Here is a 19,226-nt window from a genome sequence, read left to right as displayed (position 1 = left end):
GGGCTATTGTTGCTCTCTAAGCAATTGGGCGGCGCGGGCGGCGAAATAGGTCAGGATGCCATCAGCCCCGGCACGTTTAAAGGCCGTCAGGGATTCAAGGATCACCCCTTCACTCAACCAGCCATTCTGTATTGCAGCCATGTGCATGGCGTACTCGCCACTGACCTGATACACAAAGGTCGGCACTTTGAATTCCTCTTTGACGCGGTAAAGGATGTCCAGGTAAGGCATCCCCGGCTTGACCATTACCATATCGGCGCCTTCGGCCAGGTCGGCCGCCACTTCGTGCAAGGCCTCGTGGCTGTTGGCCGGGTCCATCTGGTACGAGGCCTTGTTGGCCTTGCCCAGGTTCAGGGCCGAGCCCACCGCATCGCGGAACGGGCCGTAATAGGCACTGGCGTATTTGGCCGAGTAGGCCATGATCCGCACGTTGACGTGACCGGCCAACTCCAAGGCTTCGCGAATCGCCTGGATACGTCCGTCCATCATGTCAGAAGGTGCGACCACCTGGGCACCGGCTGCCGCGTGGGACAAGGCCTGCTTGACCAGCGCGTCGACGGTCAGGTCGTTTTGAACATAGCCGTCTTCGTCAAGAATGCCATCCTGCCCGTGGGTGGTGAATGGGTCCAATGCCACGTCGGTGATCACCCCAAGCTCGGGAAAGCGCTCGCGCAGGGCACGGGTGGCGCGCTGGGCGATCCCTTCCGGGTTCCAGGCTTGTGCAGCGTCAAGGGACTTGAGTTCGGATGGCGTGACCGGAAACAGCGCCAGCGCCGGAATCCCCAGTTCGACCCAGTTCGCAGCCTCTTCAAGCAGCAGATCAATGGTCAAACGCTCTACACCGGGCATCGATGCCACCGCTTCCCGACGATTCTCACCCTCCAGTACGAACACCGGCAGGATCAAATCGTTCACCGTCAGCACGTTTTCACGCACCAGGCGACGAGAAAAATCATCACGGCGATTGCGACGCAGGCGAGTGGCTGGGAACAGGCGATTGGCAGGGGTAAAGCTCACGACAGACTCCTGAGCCCGGGTTTACGGGCGAGCGTTGCAGTTATAAGCGGCCATTATGACGAAGGTATGACAGTTGTGCTTAAGCATGCGACCTGTAGTCGCATTCGTCGTTTATGTAGGAATTGTTCACTTCGTGACACATCTCGATACTTTCATCAAAGTTCACGAAGGCGTAGGCTGCGCGTTCATTTCGCCAGCACCCAGACCATGCTTCAACAATTTCTGCATGACTTCGGCTACTTCGCCCTCTTCCTAGGCACGTTCTTCGAAGGCGAGACCATTTTGGTTCTCGCAGGCTTCCTGGCGTTCCGTGGATATATGGATATCAACCTGGTAGTGGTCGTTGCCTTCTTCGGCAGCTACGCCGGTGACCAGCTCTGGTATTACATGGGGCGCAAGCACGGCCGCAAACTGTTGGCGCGCAAGCCGCGCTGGCAATTGATGGGCGACAAGGCCCTGGAACATATCCGCAAGCATCCGGATGTCTGGGTGCTGAGTTTCCGCTTTGTCTACGGCTTGCGCACGGTGATGCCCGTGGCGATCGGTCTTTCCGGCTACTCGCCGGTGCGCTACCTGATCCTCAATGGTATCGGCGCTGCGGTCTGGGCTGCGGCCCTGGGCGCTGCGGCCTATCACTTCGGCGCGGTACTCGAAGGCATGCTCGGCAGCGTCAAGAAATACGAGCTGTGGGTACTGGGCGCCTTGCTGGTGCTGGGCTTTGCCCTGTGGCTGCGTCGGCGCTTCAAGAACGCACGTATCGCCCGCCAAGCCTGCGCCGATGCCGAGGCCCGACTGACCGTCGAGCCCGCTCCGGTCGAGCCCCCTAAGACGCCAGTCGAGTAAGGCGGCTTCTGCAGCAGTAAAGGCCGATCAGGCTGAGCAAGCTGTAACTCACCAGGCCCAGCCAGCCCAAAGCGCTGGCGGGCCACAGCCCGACCACCGGCGCCAGCCACACCCATGGCACATTCAGCGCCAGGCGCACCAGCTCGGCCTTGAGCGCCCACGGACGATTCTCCAGGGCCACCCCCAACGTGAACAACCCCAGCGCCATCGCACTCCAGCCCAGGATCAGCGCCGCCGCGGGCAATCCCTCGCCGACATTCATCAAATAGCTGCCAAAGCCCACATACGCCGCAAATTGCACAGAGACGTACACCTGCTGGCGCGTGTCCAGTGGCACCTCGAATTTGCGGAACTGGCTCAGGTCCGGCTTGGCCAGCGGGTATTTGGCCTTCACATCGGCCGGCCGCCAACCGGTGCGCATGAACCAGATGCGCAGCTTGTCCCACCAGCTCTGCGTGCGCCGCGCATCGTTCCACAACTGCACATAAAACTGCAGGTTGGCCCATAGCGGGTTCCAGCTGGCCAGGGGCGTGGTCACGCCAAAGATCACCGGCTCGTTATCGTCTTCTTCCTGGAAACTGCCGAACAACCGGTCCCAAATAATGAACACCCCGCCGTAGTTGCGATCCATGTAGAGAGCGTTCTGTGCATGGTGGGCCCGATGATTAGATGGCGTGACGAAGCACCACTCGAACCAGCCAAGCTTGGGCACGTGGCGGGTGTGCACCCAGAATTGGTACAGCAGGTTGAGCGATGCCACGCTGATGAACACCACCAACGGCACGCCGAGCACGGCCAGGGGCAGGTAGAAGATCCAGCTCAGCAGGAAGCCGGTGCTGGTCTGGCGCAGGGCGGTGGTGAGGTTGTAGTCCTCGCTCTGGTGATGCACCGAATGCGCGGCCCAAAGGATGTTGCGCTCATGGCCGCAGCGATGCAGCCAGTAGTAGCAGAAGTCATAGAAGACAAAGGCGAACACCCAGGTCCAGACGTTCTGGGCCGACAGTTCGATCAGTGCCAGGTGCTGGAGGGCAAACGCGTAGGTCAAAAGCCCCACGCCCTTGGTCAGCAGGCCCGTGGTGGTGGATAGCACCCCGGTGCTGAGGCTGTTGATGGCGTCCGCCACTCGGTAGTTGCGCTGGCCGCGCCAAAGGTCGGCGAGCAGCTCTACCACAATCAAGGCGATGAAAAACGGTACCGCATAAGGCACGAAGTCCATGGGCTGGTCCGGTGTGTTTTTGTTTGGTCAAGATTAGGTGCAGTGGCACGAGATCCCATTGGCAACAGGTTACAAATTAGTAGACATTTAACGCCAAGAACCCAGGAGAAATGCCCATGAGCAAAAAGATTGCAGTGATCCTTTCCGGCTGTGGCGTGTACGACGGCGCAGAGATCCATGAAAGCGTGATCACCTTGCTGCGCCTGGACCAGCGCGGCGCTCAGGTCCAATGCTTTGCCCCGGACATCGCGCAGTTGCATGTGATCAACCACCTCACCGGCGTCGAAATGCCCGAATCGCGCAATGTGCTGGTGGAATCGGCGCGCATCGCCCGGGGTGAAGTGAAAGACATCCGCGACGCCAACGTCGAAGACTTTGACGCGCTGATCGTGCCCGGCGGGTTCGGGGCGGCGAAGAATCTGTCGAACTTTGCCGTTGAGGGCGCCGCTTGCAGTATCGACCCGCAACTGCTGGCGCTGGCCGAAGCCTTTGCCGAAGCGGGTAAACCGGTGGGATTGATCTGCATCTCGCCGGCCCTGGCCGCGAAAATCTATGGCCCGGGCGTGATCTGCACCATCGGCAACGATGCCGGCACCGCCGCCGCCCTCGAAAAAATGGGCGCCACCCACCACGAATGCACGGTGGAGGACATCGTCGAGGACAAGGCGCGCAAACTGGTGAGTACACCAGCCTACATGCTGGGCAAGAACATCAGCGAGGTGGCGTCAGGCATCAACAAGCTGGTGGATCGGGTGCTGGAGCTGACCCACGAGAACGACTGAGCCCTGCTCACCTCCAGGCTTACCGCATCAACCGAGTGAGGATGCGGTCAAGCGCGTTGGCAAATGCCTGTTTGTCCTTTTCACCATGGGGCGGTGGACCGCCGCCCATCTGGCCTTGCTCGCGCAGATCGGTGAACAGGTTGCGCACCGCCAGCCGCTCACTCATGTTCGCCGGGCTGAACTCCTTGCCGCGCGGGTCCAGGGCTGCGACGCCCTTCTTCACCAGCCGGTCGGCCAGGGGCACATCGCTGCAGATCACCAGCTCGCCAGGCACGGCGTGCTCCACCAGGTAATCATCGGCCGCGTCCGGGCCGCTGGGCACCACGATCAGCTTCACACAAGAGAAGCTCGGCTTGATCTGGCTCTGTCCGGCCACCAACACCACTTCGAACTGGCGCTTGAGGGCGAACTTCACCACTTGGTCCTTGGCCGCCCGCGGGCAGGCGTCGGCGTCGATCCACACCCGCATGCCTAGGCCGCCACGCGGTGCTTGTCGGCCAGGCGGCTGCGGCCATACAGCACCACAATCGCCAGGATCGCCACCACCTGCGCGCCCAATGAGTAAGCGTCGGCGTGGATGCCCAGCCAGTCGAAGTCGAAGAACGCCACCGGCCGCGTACCAAAGATGCCCGCTTCCTGCAGCGCCTTCACACCATGCCCGGCGAACACCACCGACAACGCACACAGCAGCGCCGCGTTGATACCGAAGAACAACGCCAGCGGCAGCTTCGCCGAACCGCGCAGGATCACCCAGGCCAGGCCCGTCAACAGCACCAGCGCCGTGGCGCCCCCCATCAGCACCGCGTTGTGCCCGGCAGGGCCGGCTTGCAACCACAGGGTTTCGTAGAACAGGATCACTTCGAACAGCTCGCGGTACACCGAGAAGAACGCCAGCATCGCAAAGCCGAAACGCCCGCCGCCGCCCACCAGGCTGCTCTTGATGTAATCCTGCCAGGCGGCTGCGTGGCGTCGGTCATGCATCCACACGCCGAGCCACAGCACCATCACGCTGGCGAACAGTGCCGTGCAACCTTCAAGCAGTTCGCGTTGGGCGCCACTGACGTCGATCACATACGCCGCCAGCCCCCAGGTGGCCAAGCCGGCCAACAGCGCCAGGCCCCAGCCCATGTGGACACTGCGCACCGCCGATTGCTGGCCGGTGTTACGCAGGAAAGCGAGGACCGCGGCCAGCACCAGAATCGCTTCCAGGCCTTCTCGCAGCAGAATCAACAAGCCGGAGATGTAGCTCAGCGACCAGCTCAGGCCGTCGCCGCCGAGCAAGCCGGCGGATTCGGTGAGCTTGCCCTTGGCAGCGTCCAGGCGCTGCTGCACCTGCTCGATCGACAACCCGTCCTGCAACGCCTGCCGGTAGGCCATCAGGGCCTTCTCGGTGTCCTTGCGTACGTTGGCGTTGACGTTGTCCAGGGAGCTTTCCACCAGCTCGAAGCCCTCCAGGTAAGCCGCTACCGACAGGTCATAGGCCTGTTCGCGATCGCCGTTGCGGAACGCGGCAAGGCTCTTGTCCAGGGTGGCGGCGGTGTAGTCGAGCAACTGCGCCGGGCCACGTTTGACCTGGGGCGGTTGCGCACGCTGGGCGCGGAAGTTCGCGGTGACATCCGGGCCACTGGCGGCGAGCACTTCATTGGGGGTCTGGCGGGCCAGGTCGGCGAGGTTGAAGGGTTGTTCGCTCTTAGCGGCGGCCGGATCGGCGGTGAAGCCGGCGATATAGGTGGCCAGGTCCCAGCGCTGACGGTCGTCCAGTTGGTCGGCGAAGGACGGCATATCGGTGCCTTCAACGCCCAGGCCCAGGGTGTTGTAGATCGCGTAGAGACTCAGGCGGTCCAGACGTGCACCGCTTGTGAGGTTCGCCGGTGGTGGCGTCATGCCAACGCTCGCGGGGCCATCACCGGCCCCCGCCGTGCCGTGGCAGACCGAGCAATGCTGGGCATAGAGCGGTGCGCCGCGCGTTGGGTCGGGGGTAATCGCCGGGGCCTGGCTGACTTCATACGCGACCGCCAGCTTGGCGCCCAACTGCCGAGCCTGGCGGGCCACGGTGGCTCCGTCCTGACGAGCGGTCACTGCCGCCTTCAATTGATCGACCCCTTTGACCAACTCGGCGCGCTCGGGCTTGACGGGCAAATCTGCCACCAGCCCCTGCAACACCCCGAGAAACTCCACCTGCTCGCGGTATTCCGACTCATCGATGACCTTGCCAGCGGCCACGGTCGGCGGGTAGTCCGCGCCGATGTAATCGAGTAAATGCAAGGCTTTCGGGGCGCCCTCGGCATTCGCGGCCAACAGGTTGAAGCTGCACGACATCAACGCCGGCACTACCAGCCAGGCGAGCAAACGGAGGGGCGCAATCATGAATGAATCTCAAAGGGAAATACGAAGTAACACATTGTTTAACTTTAAAGGGTTTGACTCAAGGTGTTCGTGGTCTCGCCTGTGTAAAGACGTCGCAGTCCAGCGACGATAGTGGCATTTAGTCGCTCGCGTAAAAGCACAAAGCCATTGTTTCGCCAGTAATGGCGCTTATAATGCGCGCCCCTGTTAGCGCTAAAGGGAATTTCAATCCTCATTTTTATGAGGAATTGCCATATAAGTTGAATACTTTCAGGGAAGAAGTTGCATGGCATTTCGCGCCTTACCTCCGCTCGCGCTTGCGGCAGTCACCTTGCTGTCCGGCTGTTCGATGTTCCGCAGCTACGATACCGAGCTGCAAGCCACCAACCAGCAACTGGCCACCGGCAATGTCGACGGCGCCCTGACGCAGCTGGAAAAGAACAACACCGGCAAAGACAAAGACCTGCTCTATTTCTTTGAAAAAGGCGAGTTGCTGCGGGCCAAGGGCGATCTGACCGGCAGCCAGGCCGCCTGGCGCAGCGCCGATCTGCAAGTCTACAAGTGGGAAGAGTCGGTCAAGTTCGACAGCGAAAAGTACCTCGCCCAGTTCGGCAGTTTCCTGGTCAACGACAAAGTGCGTCGCTACGAAGGTTATGACTACGAAAAAGTCATGCTGACCACGCAGATGGCCCTGAACCTGCTGGCCCTGAATGACTTCGACGGCGCACGCACCGAAATCAAGAAGACCCACGAACGCGAAGCAGTGATCGCCGACCTGCGGGACAAGGAATACCTCAAGCGCGAGGATGAAGCCAAGCGCGAAGGCGTGACCACCCAGATGAAAGACCTGCGCGGCTACCCGGTGGAAGCCCTGGACGCGCCGGAAGTGGTCGGACTGAAAAACAGCTACCAGAGTGCGTTCAGCCATTACCTGGCGGGCTTCGTCTACGAAGCCCTGGGCGAAAAAGACCTGGCCGCCCCCGGCTACCGCAAGGCTGCCGAGTTGCGTCCCAACACGCCGCTGCTGGAGCAGGCCCTGCTGAACCTGGACAAATCCAAGGTCGGCGCCGATGAAACGGATGTCCTGATCGTGGTCCAGAGCGGCCTGGCACCGGCCCGCGACTCGATTCGCCTGCCGCTGCCGATCCCGATCAATGGCAACCTGGTGATCACCCCGTTGTCGTTCCCGGTGATCAAGGCCGACACATCGACCGCGTCGTTCGCCCAGATCGGTGTCGACGGCCAGCAGCAGAACCTCACGCCACTCAACAGCACCACCGCCATGTCCCGCCGAGCCCTGCGCGATGACATGCCCGGCATCATCCTGCGTACCACCGTGCGGGCCGTCAGCCGTGGCGTGGCGCAAAACAACCTGAACAAGACCAACCCCATGGCGGGCCTGGTCCTGGGTGTCGCCTCGGCGGTGGCCGAAGGCGCCGACACCCGCACCTGGCGCACCTTGCCGGACATGACCCAAGTGACCCGCCTGCGCCTCAAGCACGGCGAACACCAGGTCAGCCTGCCCAATGCCCTGGGCGGCACGCTGGTGACGGTCAAGGCCGATCAGCGCTACCAAGTGATCACGCTGCGCGTGGTCGGCAACCAAGTGTTCACCGGCGGCCTTGCGGCCCATGTCGTGCCGAGCACTCAACCCCAGGCTATCGCCACTCTCAAATAACCTTAAGGAGCGCGCTATGCGTCATTTCATCCTCGGCGTCCTGGCGCTGGTCCTGCTCGCCGGTTGCGCCACCCCGCCGCCGCCGGCGCCCGGCAGCGCCGCCAGCAAAATCGTGGTGATGGGCTCGTTCAAGGGCATCGCCGTCGGTGCCATTCGCGTCGCGCGCGAGAACGGTTTTCTCACCGCCAAGGTGCAGTTGAGCAACACCACCAGCAGCAACCGGATGATGTATTACCGCTTCGCCTGGCTGGGCGCCGACGGCTTTCCGGTGGGCGACGAAGAGACCTGGAAAGTGCTGAACCTGTACGCCAACCAGGCGACCTTCCTGCCGGCCATCGCCAATCTGCCCCAGGCGGCGGACTTCCGTCTTGAAGTGAAAACCCCTTGAGCCGTCCACCCCTTTTGCTGCTGAGAGATGTCCCCATGTTTGCACGCTTTTCGATCCTCGCCGTCGTCGCCGTCCTGGCCAGTGGCTGCGCCAACACCTCCCCGGTACTGGGCGGTAAAAACATCGGCTACGGCGACACCAAGGCCGTGGAACTGGTGACCAACGAGTTCGGCTCCACCGACCTGCAGATGATCGCCGAAAGCATGACCCGCTCCCTGGCCCAGTCCGGCATCCTCCAGGGCCGCCCGGTGGTGCAGGTGTATGACGTGAAGAACAAGACCAGCGAGTACATCGACACCCGCGAGATCACCACGTCGATCAAGACCCAACTGATGAAGACCGGCACCGCGCGCTTCGCCAGCGACAACACCGACATGCAGAGCCAGGTCGACCAGCTCAAGCTGCAGAACCAGAGCGGCCTGTACAAGAAGTCCACGGTGAACAAGACCGGCAACATGGTCGCCGCCAAGTACCGCCTCGAAGGCTCCATCAGCTCCATCGTCAAGCGCAGTTCCGACTACAAGGACGTGTTCTACAAGTTCAGCCTGCAGCTGATCGACGTCGAGAGCGGCCTGGCCGAATGGATGGACGAAAAAGAAATCCGCAAAACCACGGAGCGTTAAGCAATGCGTGCATGGATCGGCATCATCGGCCTGCTGTGCGCCTTCGGCGCCTCGGCCGCCCCGAAGATCGCGGTGACCGACCTGGCCTACGAGGCTCGGGTCGAGGAGTACATCCACCAGGTTTCGGCCAGCAACAACTTTCAGGCCAGCGCCTACCACGCCAGCGGCGCGTCGAACTACAGCGAGTACGAGAGCCGTACCAGCTACATCGAACAGACCGAGCTGCGTAAATTCAGCGGCGACATCAAAGGCGAGATCCTCAAGTCCCGTCAGTTCCAGCTGGTGCAGGGCACGCCCTACACCGCCGATGCCAAGGGTGACGTGTATGACGTGATCAAGCGCATCAAGGCCGGTCATTTCAAGGGCGCGGACTACGTGCTGTTCGGCACGCTGTCAGACATCGACTTCACCCAGGACATCAACGCCCTGGACCACACCAACAGCTACTCGGCGGTGCTGGGCCTGACGCTGGTGGCGGATTTCAGCCTGATTAATACGCGCACCTACGAGATCACCTCGGCGTTCACCGCCATGGGTGAAGGCCAGGACACCAAACTGGTGAGCAGCCGCGACGTGCGCGTGAGCCTGAACCGGCCGCGGGTGGTGAAGGAAGTGTCGAAGGCGCTGGGTGAGGATGTGGCGCGGCAGTTGGCGGAACAATTGGGCGGCGGGTATCAAGACCCCGGCCAACCGCCGCTGCGCAACCACCTGCCACTGGATGAAGCGCCGAAGATTCTGCGCTGAGCCGCAATCCTGCGGACAACCCAAAACCAATGTGGGAGCAAGCTCCCTCCCACATATTGATCCGGTTTCGTCAATCAGGCCGTTGCGCGATGCAGGCTGGCCAGGAAACCTGCAGCCCCCACGAACAACCCGGCAAAGGTGCGGTTCATGCGCTTCTGCTGTTTAGGCGTGCGCAACAGGCGCAACACTTTCGACGCCAGCCCCGTGTAGCCCGCCATCACGATCATGTCGACGCTGATCATGGTCGCGCCGAGGATCAGGTACTGGATCAGCAGCGGCGCCTGCGGGTTCACGAACTGCGGCAACACCGCCAGCATGAACACCAGGGCCTTGGGGTTGCTGGCGTTGACCAGAAAGCCACGGAACACCATTGCCATCGGCTTGCCGACCGGGCGCACGGCCGCGTCATCGGTCATATCCATGGGCAAGGCCCGCCATTGCTTGATGGCCAGGTACACCAGGTACGCCACACCGAACCATTTGATCGCATAAAACGCGGTAGACGACGCCGCCAGAATCGCCCCCAGACCGCCCGCCACCACGGCAATCTGCATCGCCAGGCCGATTTGCAGGCCGATGGCATTCCAGTAACCGCGTAGGAAACCGTATTGCAGGCCGCTGGACATCGAGGCGATGGCGCCGGCGCCGGGGGAAAGGGAAATGATCCAACTGGCCAGGAAAAAGGCCAGCCACGTATCGAGTGCCATGACATACCTCAGGAGCGCGTTTGCTGATGGGCCTTAAGCTAACTCCGCCGAGCAAACGCTGGCTATAGATTTTTACAGGATGTAAACGCTAGCGGTCGCCCGGAAACACATGGGTACCCGGCCAACGTCGCACCGAGCGCTGGAAGAACAGGCTGTTAGGTACCTGCACCATGGCGCTGCCGGTGCCTGCGTCTTCCACTTCGATCAACGTGGTGTAGAGCAGATTGATCGCCACCACGCGCCCCTTCACCCCAGGTTTGTCGACGGTGTCGACCAACTCAACGATGTCACCGAGGCGAAACGGGCCGACCGTGAAAATCAGGATCGCGCACAACAGGTTGGACAGCACCGACCACATGGCGAAAAACGCCACCGCCGCCACCGCGACAAACCCTGACAGTGCCGTCCACAACACCGTGGCGGACACACCCAGGCGGCCCAGCACAAAGATCAGCGCACTGCCCATGATCAACCAGCGCAAGCCCCCGCGCAGCGGCATCAGCAGTTGCGGCGGCAACGGGTAACGCTCCCCCAGGCGAGTCAGGCCCTTGGCGACAAACCGCTGAGCAAGGTAACCGGCCAGCAGGATCAGCAGGATTTGCACGCCGATCCACACGGGTTCGACCCATTGTGGCGGCAGATGCAACGCTTCCATCAGGACAGCGCCTCCAGCTCCGCTTGCAGGCTTTCGAGCAGTTCGAGGGCTTCCATCCAGCTCTCCTCCAATTGCCCTTCACGCACCTTGAGCTTGGCCTGTTCGGCCAGCAGGTCGCGCAGTTCGTCCTTGCGTGCCGCCTCGTACACGGCGCTGTCGCCCAGGCTGGCTTCGATCTTGGCCAAGCGCTCGTGCACCTTGCCCAGTTCGGCTTCCAGCTTGTCGGCTTCGCGCTTGTGCGGCGCCAGTTGTTGGCGCAGCGCGGCGGCGGCCTGGCGTTGGGCCTTCTTGTCGGTTTTGTCCGGGTTGACCGGGGTGTTGCTGGTCGGCGCGTTGCGCAGGCGGTAATCCGTCAGCCAGCGCGCGTAGTCGTCGAGGTCGCCGTCGAACTCTTCGACTTTGCCATCGGCCACCAGCAGGAAGTTGTCGGTGGTGCTCTTGAGCAAGTGGCGATCGTGAGACACCACCAGTACCGCGCCGCTGAATTCCTGCAAGGCCATGGTCAGCGCCAGGCGCATTTCCAGGTCCAGGTGGTTGGTCGGTTCGTCGAGCAGCAGCAGGTTCGGCCGGTCCCAGGCGATCAAGGCCAGGGCCAGGCGGGCTTTTTCGCCACCGGAGAAATTCAGCACCGGTTCATCGATGCGCGCGCCACGGAAATCGAAACCGCCGAGGAAGTCGCGCAGGGTCTGTTCGCGTTCGGTCGGTGCCAGGCGCTGCAAGTGCAACAACGGGCTGGCCTTGGCGTCGAGGGAGTCCAGCTGATGCTGGGCGAAGTAGCCCACCACCAGGTTCTCGCCTCGGGTCAGGCGGCCGGCCAACGGCTGCAACTCGCCCGACAGGTTCTTGATCAGCGTCGATTTACCCGCGCCATTTGGCCCGAGCAAACCGATGCGTGCGCCCGGCGTGAGCTGCAGCTTGACCTTCTCCAGGATGACTTTGTCGCCGTAACCCAGGCGCGCATCCGAGAGATCGAGCAAGGGGCTGGAGATTTTCACCGATTCGCGGAACACAAAATCGAACGGCGAATCGACGTGGGCCGCCGACAGTTCCTCCATGCGCTCCAACGCCTTGATCCGGCTCTGGGCCTGACGGGCCTTGGTGGCCTGGGCCTTGAACCGGGCGATGTAGCTTTCCATGTGCGCACGCTGCGCCTGCTGCTTCTCGTAGGCCTGTTGCTGCTGGGCCAGACGTTCGGCACGGGCGCGTTCGAACGCGGTGTAGCCACCACGGTAGAGGGTGATTTTCTGCTGTTCGACATGGGCGATGTTGTCGACCACCGCGTCGAGGAAATCCCGGTCGTGGGAAATCAGCAGCAAGGTGCCCTGGTAGCTCTTGAGGAAGTCTTCCAGCCACAGGATCGCATCGAGGTCCAAGTGGTTGGTCGGTTCGTCGAGCAGCAGCAGGTCCGAGGGACACATCAGCGCCTGGGCCAGGTTCAGGCGCATGCGCCAGCCGCCGGAGAAGTCAGCGACCGGGCGGTCCATCTGTTCATTGGTAAAGCCCAGGCCGGCGAGCATCTTGCGCGCACGGGCATCGGCGGTGTAGCCGTCGGCGCTGTCGAGTTCAGCGTGCAGGCGGGCCTGGGCGGCACCGTCCTGGGCTTTCTCGGCCTCGGCCAGGTCGTGTTGCACCTGGCGCAGACGCAGGTCGCCATCGAGCACATAGTCGATCGCGATGCGGTCCAGGGTATCGATCTCCTGGCGCATGTGGGCGATGCGCCAGTCGGCCGGCAGCAGGCAGTCCCCGGAATCAGGGGTCAGCTCACCGAGCAACAGGGCGAACAATGTGGATTTGCCGGCGCCGTTGGCACCGATCAGGCCGGCTTTGTGACCGGCGTGCAGGGTCAGCTCGGCGTCTTCGAGAAGACGTTGCGGGCCACGCTGTAATGTTAGGCTTTGAAGTCGGATCATAATGGCGGCGGAGTCTACCAGCTTCGTTGGCCGCTGGCTTGGGTGTGAATATGTGCGCTGACCTGTGGAGCTTTGCCCTCTCGACTTACGCCCGCCCCGGCGTCGAAGCCGCTTGCCTGCGCTTGCAGGCGCAAGGCGCGGATGTGTGCCTGTTACTGTGCGGCGCGTGGCTGGAACAGCGCGGTGTTGCGTTTGAGCCGGGGCGCGCGCAGGCACTGCAACAGCTCGCCCGGCCGTGGCAGGCGCAGGTGGTCGAGCCGTTGCGACAGATGCGCGGGCAATGGCGCGCCATGGCGCAGCAGGATGAGCAATTGGCGGTGTTGCGGGAGCGGGTCAAAGCCCTGGAGCTGGACGCCGAAAGAACGCTACTGATGCGACTGGAAGCGTTGGCACAAACATGGCCGATCACAGAGACGATGGGTTACCCGCGATGGCTGGAAGGGCTGGCGGCTGAGAATGCCACCAACCTTGACCATGACGCGCTGCTGCGGCTGCGCGCCATGGTCACCGGCACTTAGGAAGCGCTGGTTGGGGTGGTGCTTGGCACTACCGCCGCAGGAGCGCTGCTCGCCGGCGCGGTGGGCGCAGGAGTAGCAGCAGGTGCTGCTGGAGCGGCTGGCTTGGCCGCTGGTTTTGCAGCAGCAGCTTTAGCAACTGGCTTGGCGGCTGGTTTCGCAGCAGCAGCTTTGGCAACTGGCTTGGCCGCTGGTTTCGCAGCAGCAGCTTTAGCAACTGGCTTGGCGGCTGGTTTCGCGGCAGCAGCTTTGGCGACTGGCTTAGCAGCTGGTTTCGCAGCAGCAGTTTTGGCGGCTGGCTTGGCGGCTGGTTTCGCAGCAGCAGCTTTGGCAACTGGCTTGGCGGCTGGTTTCGCAGCAGCAGCTTTGGCAGCTGGCTTGGCGGCTGGTTTCGCAGCAGCAGCTTTGGCAGCTGGCTTGGCGGCTGGTTTCGCAGCAGCAGTTTTGGCAGCTGGCTTGGCGGCTGGTTTTGCAGCAGCGGTTTTGGCAACTGGCTTGGCGGCTGGTTTTGCAGCAGCGGTTTTGGCAACTGGCTTGGCGGCTGGTTTTGCAGCAGCGGTTTTGGCAACTGGCTTGGCGGCTGGTTTTGCAGCAGCGGTTTTGGCAACTGGCTTGGCAGGGGCCTTGGCGGCAACTGCTTTGCTTGCCGGCTTTTTCACCGGGCTTGCTGCAACAGCTTTTGCAGGGGTACGAGCGCCCAGCACTTTAGTCACGGCTTCCTTCACACGACCAACGCCCTGGGCCAGTTTCAGGCTTTCCTGGGCATCTTTCTTGAGTTGGGAAATATAGGCGCGGGTTTCAGCCTGACGATCCTTGAGAGCGTCCAGCAGATCCTCGAGTTCTTTGACGGCGTCCTTGGCTTTGGCTTGTGCCTTGGCCTTGCCGGCAGTGGCGGCGTCTTGCAGTTTGGTGCGGGATTTGTGCAGTTTTTCTTGCGCTTTACCGCGTTGTTTTTCCAGCTTGGCGAGCAGTTTTTCTGCATCGGCCAACGCTTGAGAACAGGCGCTTTCCAGATGTTCGAGCAAGCTGCCCGAAAGTTGTTGAAGTAGATGCAACGGGGTATTAACAGGCTTCTGTTTGGCCGACATGGTTTACCTCCTGGCTGACGTGGGTGCGGCTCATACTAGCCCTCTGCTCTTACCGCCGCTAGGGCATGTTGACAGTATCGTTTGCCTTGCGTTGCACCCTACGAAAATTCTTATCGATATAACGAAAATACGCGGCACTTTTTACCTCCTCGCACTGGCATAATCCGTCGCACTTTCGGCGGGAGAACACCCATGTCGCGTTACCTTTTTCTTGTGCTTGGCCTGGCGATTTCGGTGGCCCATGCGAACGAACAGTCGCCGCCCCAAACCCCGGCGCAGACTCAGCACGATCTCGCCTACAGCCTGGGTGCCAGCCTGGGCGAGCGGCTGCGCCAAGAGGTTCCCGACCTGCAGATCCAGGCCCTGATCGATGGCCTCAAGCAAGCCTATCAAGGCCAACCGCTGGCGTTGGATAACGCGCGCATCGAACAGATTCTTGCCCAGCAAGAAGCGCAGAGCGAAGCTGACACGCAAGCCCCCAAAAGCGAAAAAGCACTGGCTGCCGAACAACAGTTTCTGGCCAAGGAAAAAGCCGCAAAAGGTGTACGCGAATTGGCGGACGGTATCCTGCTCACAGAACTCACGGCCGGCACGGGCAATAAGCCGATGGCCAGCGACCAGGTTCAAGTGAACTACGTGGGACGGCTACCCGACGGTACGGTGTTCGATCAGAGCACGCAGCCCCAATGGTTCCGCCTGGACAGTGTGATCAGCGGCTGGAGCAGTGCACTGCAACAGATGCCGGTGGGTGCGAAATGGCGCCTGGTGATTCCATCGGCCCAGGCCTATGGCGCCGACGGTGCTGGCGAGCTGATCCCGCCTTATACGCCACTGGTGTTCGAGATCGAATTGCTCGGCACTCGCCCTTGACCCAATAAAAAACGGTGCGTCATGCGCACCGTTTTTTTCCCGCTGTCGAGGATCAGGCCTGGATAGCCGGCTCTTCCTTGTGCGCGTTGTGCAGCACTTCGATCAAGCAGTCTTCCAGCTCGAAACGCTCGTGAAGCAATGCGCCCAATTCTTTGAATTTTTCCGCCACACAGTTTCCGGCATCACACAGGTCGTTGAAGGCCAGCAGTTGCCCAGTAATGACATCGATGCGCGGGTAAATCGTCTCGGCCAATTCCAGGCCACGCTGATCGTCGAAGGCTTCCGCCTCCTTGGTCAGTTGCTCATAGACGCCGAAATGGCCAGCCGACACGTAGTCCACCAACACTCCGCAGAACTCTTGCAACGGCTTGAGATTCGCAGCCAGTGCCTCGGGCTTTGCGCCGAGAACATCAAAGGCCCGAACCAGTTCGTGACGTGCCTTCAACCAGCTGTCGATCAGCTTGTGCACCCCACCCCAGCGTTCCTGAGCATTCTGACAACTTTCCAGCATGATGATCTCTCTTCCCTATAGGGGCGCTGCCGCCCATGCCCGCGCAACACTTCATGGATAAAAGCGGCAGCCGGGCAAGGCCGCATCTGACAACGGTTTCAGTAACGCGTGCGGGCCAGATTATGCCCGCATGACTATGGCTTCAAGGTACGCAGGAGAGAATGTTCATACAAGTGTTTAATCCCGTCCTACAAACTGCGACTGCCGCTCAGTGCCTTGCCGGGCGCAGGCGCTGGCTCAAAAACAGCCGTGAAAACTGCATTACGCCGAGCATCAGCATCCCCAGGAAGAACAGCAGGCTCCACTCGGGAAGGCTCAAGTCAAACAGTGTCCAGGTGATCTCCATGCAATCGACGCTGCCCTGGACAGTCAATTGCAGCGCCTGCCAGAGCGACAGGTTTTCGATCATATGGTGCAGGCTGGGCCAGCAATCGCCAGCCAACTCCGGTGCGGCGTTTTGTAGCAACACCTGGCGCACGGCGGTGATGGCGCCGAGCAGCGCGCATCCCATGCTGGCTACCCCGTACAGGTAGATGGCAGAACGCTTGGGGCTGTGGATGGCGGCGAGCAGATTGATCAACGTGAAGACGGCCAGGAAGCCCCGTTGCATCTGACAGAGGAAGCAGGGCCGCAACGACGCACCGAACTCAAGGTAAAAAGACGCGCCCAACGTCAGCGCACCCGCCAGGAACGCAAGGAAAAACAAGGAACGTGAAGGGGCCAAAGACATGCTTTATCCGCACCGCGAAATATAGGTCGATACGGTAGAGGAAAGGCCTGACCCCTTTCAATACACGCCAGAGCAGACGATTCCGCGAGAGCGTAAGGACAACCCGTCAGAACATGGAAGACTTCGAGGTGCAGCGTGTAGGAGTTCACCTACGAACGCTCAAGGCCCATCATTTGCGAGACATTAAGGGGCTGGCTATCAGACACATCTGACCCAACCCCAGACATCTTCCTACATCAAACCCGAGCCGGGACAGGCAGGGGTGACGCCAGCAAGCGGCTATCCAACAACCCCAGGCCCTCCTGGAACAACTGGTTGCTACGCTCAGCGTCGCCTAACTGGGCCAACAGCCTTGCCAATTCAGCACACGCCTCGGGATTGCGCTCCACTTGCAGGCTGCTTTCCAGATAATCCCGCGCCTTGCCCCACAAGCTGTTTTGCAGGCATAAGCGACCCAGCGTCAGCAGCAGGCTGGCATCCCCTGGATGGTCCTTGAGCCAACCTTCGGCAAATTTCAATTGCCGGCCCGGATCGCTGCCACGCAGCAGACCGTAGAGGCGGATCAGGTGACTGTCGTAGCTGCGCTTGATCGCCCCGCGCAGCGCTTCTTCGGCATCGGCATCGGCGCCCAGTTGACGCAGTTGCTCGGCATAAGCCAGGACCAATTGCGGTTCCTGGCGCTGGGCCGAGGTGAGTTGCTGCCAGGCGCGCTCAAGCGACTGCTGGCCCGCTTCGCCCTGCTCGTCACGCTGGGCGGCCAGGCTCAGATTTTCACCCCAGGCACGGCGCTCGAGTTCGGCCAGTTCGGCGGCAGGCAGCACCCTGTCCTTGCGCAGCTCCGGCAACAGGCGAATCACGGACGACCAGTCGCCCCGCTGCTGATGCAGGCGCTGCAATTGGCGCAGCACCTGGGCGTTATGGGGATGACGCTCATGCATCGCCTGCAGGGTGGTCAACGCGCCATCCGTGTCGCCACGGTCCAGTTGCAATTGCGCATGGCTCAAGGCAATCGCGAGCTCGGCCTCGGGCTGACGCTCCAGGGCACGCTCCAGCAAACCGTCCGACTCTTCATAGCGCCCCAGCTCGTTGGCGGCTCGCGCCGCGCCGAGGTAATACAGCAATGGCTGGCGCTCGGCTTCGGCAGCGCGGCGCAGGTGGCGCTCGGCGCTGGCCCAGCGGCCTTCGGCGAGGTCCATCTGGCCCTGTTCGATGGCAATCTGCACGCGACGGCTGCGATTACGCCGCGACCACGGGTTGACCACCCCGCTTGACGCGCTGACCAGGCCGAATAACACGCGGATCAGGTAGATCGCCAGGCCAATGGCAAACACCGCCACCACGGTAGCCCACAGGCTCGACTCGTAATTCAGCACGTGAGGATAGGTAATCAGCACATAGCCGGTATGTTTCGAAATGCCCACGGCGAGTGCCAGGGCGATCGCTATCGTCAGCACCAGGATCACATAGAAGCGCTTCATCGGTTCTACTCCTGGGTCGCCGGCGTGGCCGCCGCCTTGGCTTCGTCGGCAGACAGATGACGACGTTCAAGGTACGCCTGCACCGCCGCCAGGCTCGCGGCCAGGTCCGGCGTCACTACCGAAACGGCCTTGGGTTCAAGCTCGGCGATGCGCGCCAGCATCGCCTTGCTTTGCGGGTTGTCCTGATTGAAGTTGTCCTGCAGCACGCCGCGCGCCTCGCCCAGCGAGCGGCTGTAGACCGCCGACTCGCCATTGAGCGCAGCCCATTGGGCCTGCTCCAGGGCCAGGCTCAGGGCCAGGCGCACCTGGTTCAGACCTTGGCCGGCCAGCAGCGGACGGATGTTGTCATCAGGGTTGAAGTCGATGCGGAAGTAACGGGAGATCTGCTCCCACCATTGGCTCCAACGGTTGTCGGTGTCGGTGGTCGGACGGCCTTGGGGCGCAGGCTCGGTCAGTTGATATTCCGGGGCGATGGCCGCCAGTTGCACCACCTGGTCGCGCAGGGCCGCCAATTGCAGATACAACCCGGTACGGTCCGGCTGCTCGGTGCTGCGCAGTGCGGCCAGGCTCTTGGCCAATTGTTCACGAGCGGCGTAGGAGCCTGGATCGCTCTGCTCGCGAAGAATCTCGTCGGCCCCCTGCACCAGCGCCTGGGCGCTGTTGATGTCCTGCAAGGCAGACAGGCGCAGGCTCGCCAGGCGTATCAAGTGCTCGGCCTCAGCCAGGCGCCAATCCTTGCGGCTGGCGCCCAGCACGGTTTCCAGGCGCTGGCTCAAATGCTGTTGATCCCCCTGCAATTGGGCGACCAGCCGGCGGCGCTCCTCCAGCTCGTCCGCACCGGGCAACTGGGCCAGGCGCGCAGCCAGTTGCTGCTGGCTCTGCTTGAGGGACTGGGCTTGGTCATCGAGGGTTCGCACCTGACCCAGCTGTTGCTGGCTGCTGGCTTGCAGGGCGCGGACCTGCCAGATTCCCCAGCCGCCGACGGCAACACCGGCAGCGCCCAGCAGCAGGGCCACGATTGCCAGGCCGTTGCCACGGCGCGGCGCGTTGACCGGTGACTCAACCGGCGCATCGAGTGCGGGCTGGGCTTCTTCTTTGGGCAAGGATGTTTCGCTCACGTATCCG

The 19,226-nt window shown here is 61.9% G+C and carries 20 protein-coding genes; 8 read left to right on the top strand and 12 right to left on the bottom strand.

Annotated features, from left to right (window positions below; all coding sequences use genetic code 11):
• Window positions 1–3: 3 nt before the first annotated feature.
• A complete protein-coding gene (hemB, locus tag BLR63_RS23695; RefSeq protein WP_010564516.1) occupies window positions 4–1,017 on the bottom strand; it encodes a porphobilinogen synthase in 1,014 nt (337 codons plus the stop codon).
• A gap of 207 nt (window positions 1,018–1,224) precedes the next feature.
• On the opposite strand from hemB, the gene BLR63_RS23690 reads away from it, so the two are divergent.
• Window positions 1,225–1,860 carry a DedA family protein gene (locus BLR63_RS23690; RefSeq protein ID WP_010564517.1) on the top strand — a complete coding sequence of 212 codons (636 nt, stop codon included), beginning with the start codon at window positions 1,225–1,227 and terminating at the stop codon, window positions 1,858–1,860.
• On the opposite strand, the gene BLR63_RS23685 is transcribed toward BLR63_RS23690, so the two are convergent.
• Window positions 1,841–3,076, bottom strand: coding sequence for a sterol desaturase family protein (locus BLR63_RS23685; RefSeq protein WP_010564518.1), 1,236 nt, complete (start codon window positions 3,074–3,076; stop codon window positions 1,841–1,843). The two genes, BLR63_RS23690 and BLR63_RS23685, sit on opposite strands and share 20 nt — an antisense overlap.
• 116 nt (window positions 3,077–3,192) lie before the next feature.
• Between BLR63_RS23685 and elbB the strand changes: the two genes are divergently transcribed.
• A complete protein-coding gene (gene elbB / locus BLR63_RS23680; protein WP_010564519.1) occupies window positions 3,193–3,858 on the top strand; it encodes an isoprenoid biosynthesis glyoxalase ElbB in 666 nt (221 codons plus the stop codon).
• Window positions 3,859–3,877: 19 nt separating this feature from the next.
• Here elbB and BLR63_RS23675 read toward each other — a convergent pair whose 3' ends face one another.
• Together BLR63_RS23675 and BLR63_RS23670 are read right to left on the bottom strand one after the other, a co-directional pair.
• A complete protein-coding gene (locus tag BLR63_RS23675; RefSeq protein ID WP_010564520.1) occupies window positions 3,878–4,327 on the bottom strand; it encodes a YaiI/YqxD family protein in 450 nt (149 codons plus the stop codon).
• Between the two features lie 2 nt (window positions 4,328–4,329).
• Entirely contained in the window at window positions 4,330–6,225 is a 1,896-nt protein-coding gene (locus tag BLR63_RS23670) for an FTR1 family protein (protein WP_010564521.1), read from the bottom strand.
• Window positions 6,226–6,490: 265 nt separating this feature from the next.
• On the opposite strand from BLR63_RS23670, the gene BLR63_RS23665 reads away from it, so the two are divergent.
• From BLR63_RS23665 to BLR63_RS23650, 4 genes are read left to right on the top strand one after another with little or no spacing between them, the layout of a single operon-like run.
• Window positions 6,491–7,882 carry a COG3014 family protein gene (locus tag BLR63_RS23665; protein ID WP_010564522.1) on the top strand — a complete coding sequence of 464 codons (1,392 nt, stop codon included), beginning with the start codon at window positions 6,491–6,493 and terminating at the stop codon, window positions 7,880–7,882.
• A 16-nt stretch (window positions 7,883–7,898) separates the two neighbouring features.
• Window positions 7,899–8,270, top strand: a complete 372-nt coding sequence (locus BLR63_RS23660) for a YcfL family protein (protein WP_010564523.1) — start codon at window positions 7,899–7,901, stop codon at window positions 8,268–8,270.
• Between the two features lie 35 nt (window positions 8,271–8,305).
• Window positions 8,306–8,893 (top strand): penicillin-binding protein activator LpoB, encoded by a 588-nt coding sequence (lpoB, locus tag BLR63_RS23655; RefSeq protein WP_010564524.1) that lies wholly within the window; start codon window positions 8,306–8,308, stop codon window positions 8,891–8,893.
• Between the two features lie 3 nt (window positions 8,894–8,896).
• Entirely contained in the window at window positions 8,897–9,637 is a 741-nt protein-coding gene (locus BLR63_RS23650; protein WP_010564525.1) for a hypothetical protein, read from the top strand.
• A gap of 74 nt (window positions 9,638–9,711) precedes the next feature.
• On the opposite strand, the gene BLR63_RS23645 is transcribed toward BLR63_RS23650, so the two are convergent.
• The 3 genes from BLR63_RS23645 to BLR63_RS23635 all read right to left on the bottom strand — a co-directional run bounded on the left by BLR63_RS23645 (window position 9,712) and on the right by BLR63_RS23635 (window position 12,909).
• The gene (locus BLR63_RS23645; protein WP_010564526.1) at window positions 9,712–10,344 is read right to left on the bottom strand and encodes a LysE family transporter; all 633 of its coding nucleotides are present in this window, start codon (window positions 10,342–10,344) and stop codon (window positions 9,712–9,714) included.
• An 88-nt stretch (window positions 10,345–10,432) separates the two neighbouring features.
• On the bottom strand, window positions 10,433–10,999 hold the full coding sequence (locus BLR63_RS23640; protein ID WP_010564527.1) for a mechanosensitive ion channel family protein: 567 nt from the start codon (window positions 10,997–10,999) through the stop codon (window positions 10,433–10,435).
• Window positions 10,999–12,909, bottom strand: a complete 1,911-nt coding sequence (locus BLR63_RS23635) for an ATP-binding cassette domain-containing protein (protein WP_010564528.1) — start codon at window positions 12,907–12,909, stop codon at window positions 10,999–11,001. The genes BLR63_RS23640 and BLR63_RS23635 overlap by 1 nt, the downstream gene beginning before the upstream one ends.
• A 50-nt stretch (window positions 12,910–12,959) precedes the next feature.
• Here BLR63_RS23635 and BLR63_RS23630 point away from each other — a divergent pair, with 50 nt between their 5' ends.
• Window positions 12,960–13,427, top strand: a complete 468-nt coding sequence (locus tag BLR63_RS23630) for a TIGR02444 family protein (RefSeq protein WP_010564529.1) — start codon at window positions 12,960–12,962, stop codon at window positions 13,425–13,427.
• Here the strand turns inward: BLR63_RS23630 and BLR63_RS23625 are convergent.
• Window positions 13,424–14,512: an AlgP family protein gene (locus BLR63_RS23625; RefSeq protein ID WP_083365971.1), complete on the bottom strand. Its 1,089-nt coding sequence runs from the start codon at window positions 14,510–14,512 to the stop codon at window positions 13,424–13,426. The two genes, BLR63_RS23630 and BLR63_RS23625, sit on opposite strands and share 4 nt — an antisense overlap.
• 192 nt (window positions 14,513–14,704) lie before the next feature.
• Here BLR63_RS23625 and BLR63_RS23620 point away from each other — a divergent pair, with 192 nt between their 5' ends.
• Window positions 14,705–15,382 (top strand): FKBP-type peptidyl-prolyl cis-trans isomerase, encoded by a 678-nt coding sequence (locus tag BLR63_RS23620; protein ID WP_010567208.1) that lies wholly within the window; start codon window positions 14,705–14,707, stop codon window positions 15,380–15,382.
• A gap of 52 nt (window positions 15,383–15,434) precedes the next feature.
• On the opposite strand, the gene BLR63_RS23615 is transcribed toward BLR63_RS23620, so the two are convergent.
• The 4 genes from BLR63_RS23615 to BLR63_RS23600 all read right to left on the bottom strand — a co-directional run bounded on the left by BLR63_RS23615 (window position 15,435) and on the right by BLR63_RS23600 (window position 19,219).
• The gene (locus tag BLR63_RS23615) at window positions 15,435–15,893 is read right to left on the bottom strand and encodes an Rsd/AlgQ family anti-sigma factor (RefSeq protein ID WP_010567207.1); all 459 of its coding nucleotides are present in this window, start codon (window positions 15,891–15,893) and stop codon (window positions 15,435–15,437) included.
• 208 nt (window positions 15,894–16,101) lie between these two features.
• Window positions 16,102–16,623 carry a disulfide bond formation protein B gene (locus BLR63_RS23610; RefSeq protein WP_010567206.1) on the bottom strand — a complete coding sequence of 174 codons (522 nt, stop codon included), beginning with the start codon at window positions 16,621–16,623 and terminating at the stop codon, window positions 16,102–16,104.
• A 236-nt stretch (window positions 16,624–16,859) separates the two neighbouring features.
• Window positions 16,860–18,101, bottom strand: a complete 1,242-nt coding sequence (locus tag BLR63_RS23605; protein ID WP_010567205.1) for a heme biosynthesis protein HemY — start codon at window positions 18,099–18,101, stop codon at window positions 16,860–16,862.
• A gap of 5 nt (window positions 18,102–18,106) precedes the next feature.
• Window positions 18,107–19,219, bottom strand: coding sequence for a uroporphyrinogen-III C-methyltransferase (locus BLR63_RS23600; protein WP_010567204.1), 1,113 nt, complete (start codon window positions 19,217–19,219; stop codon window positions 18,107–18,109).
• Between the last annotated feature and the right edge of the window lie 7 nt (window positions 19,220–19,226).

Origin of the sequence: Pseudomonas extremaustralis (genome assembly GCF_900102035.1) — a bacterium.
Taxonomy (GTDB): domain Bacteria; phylum Pseudomonadota; class Gammaproteobacteria; order Pseudomonadales; family Pseudomonadaceae; genus Aquipseudomonas; species Aquipseudomonas extremaustralis.
The sequence above is the reverse complement of the archived record's forward strand: the minus strand, read 5'-3'. Positions and strand labels throughout refer to the sequence as shown.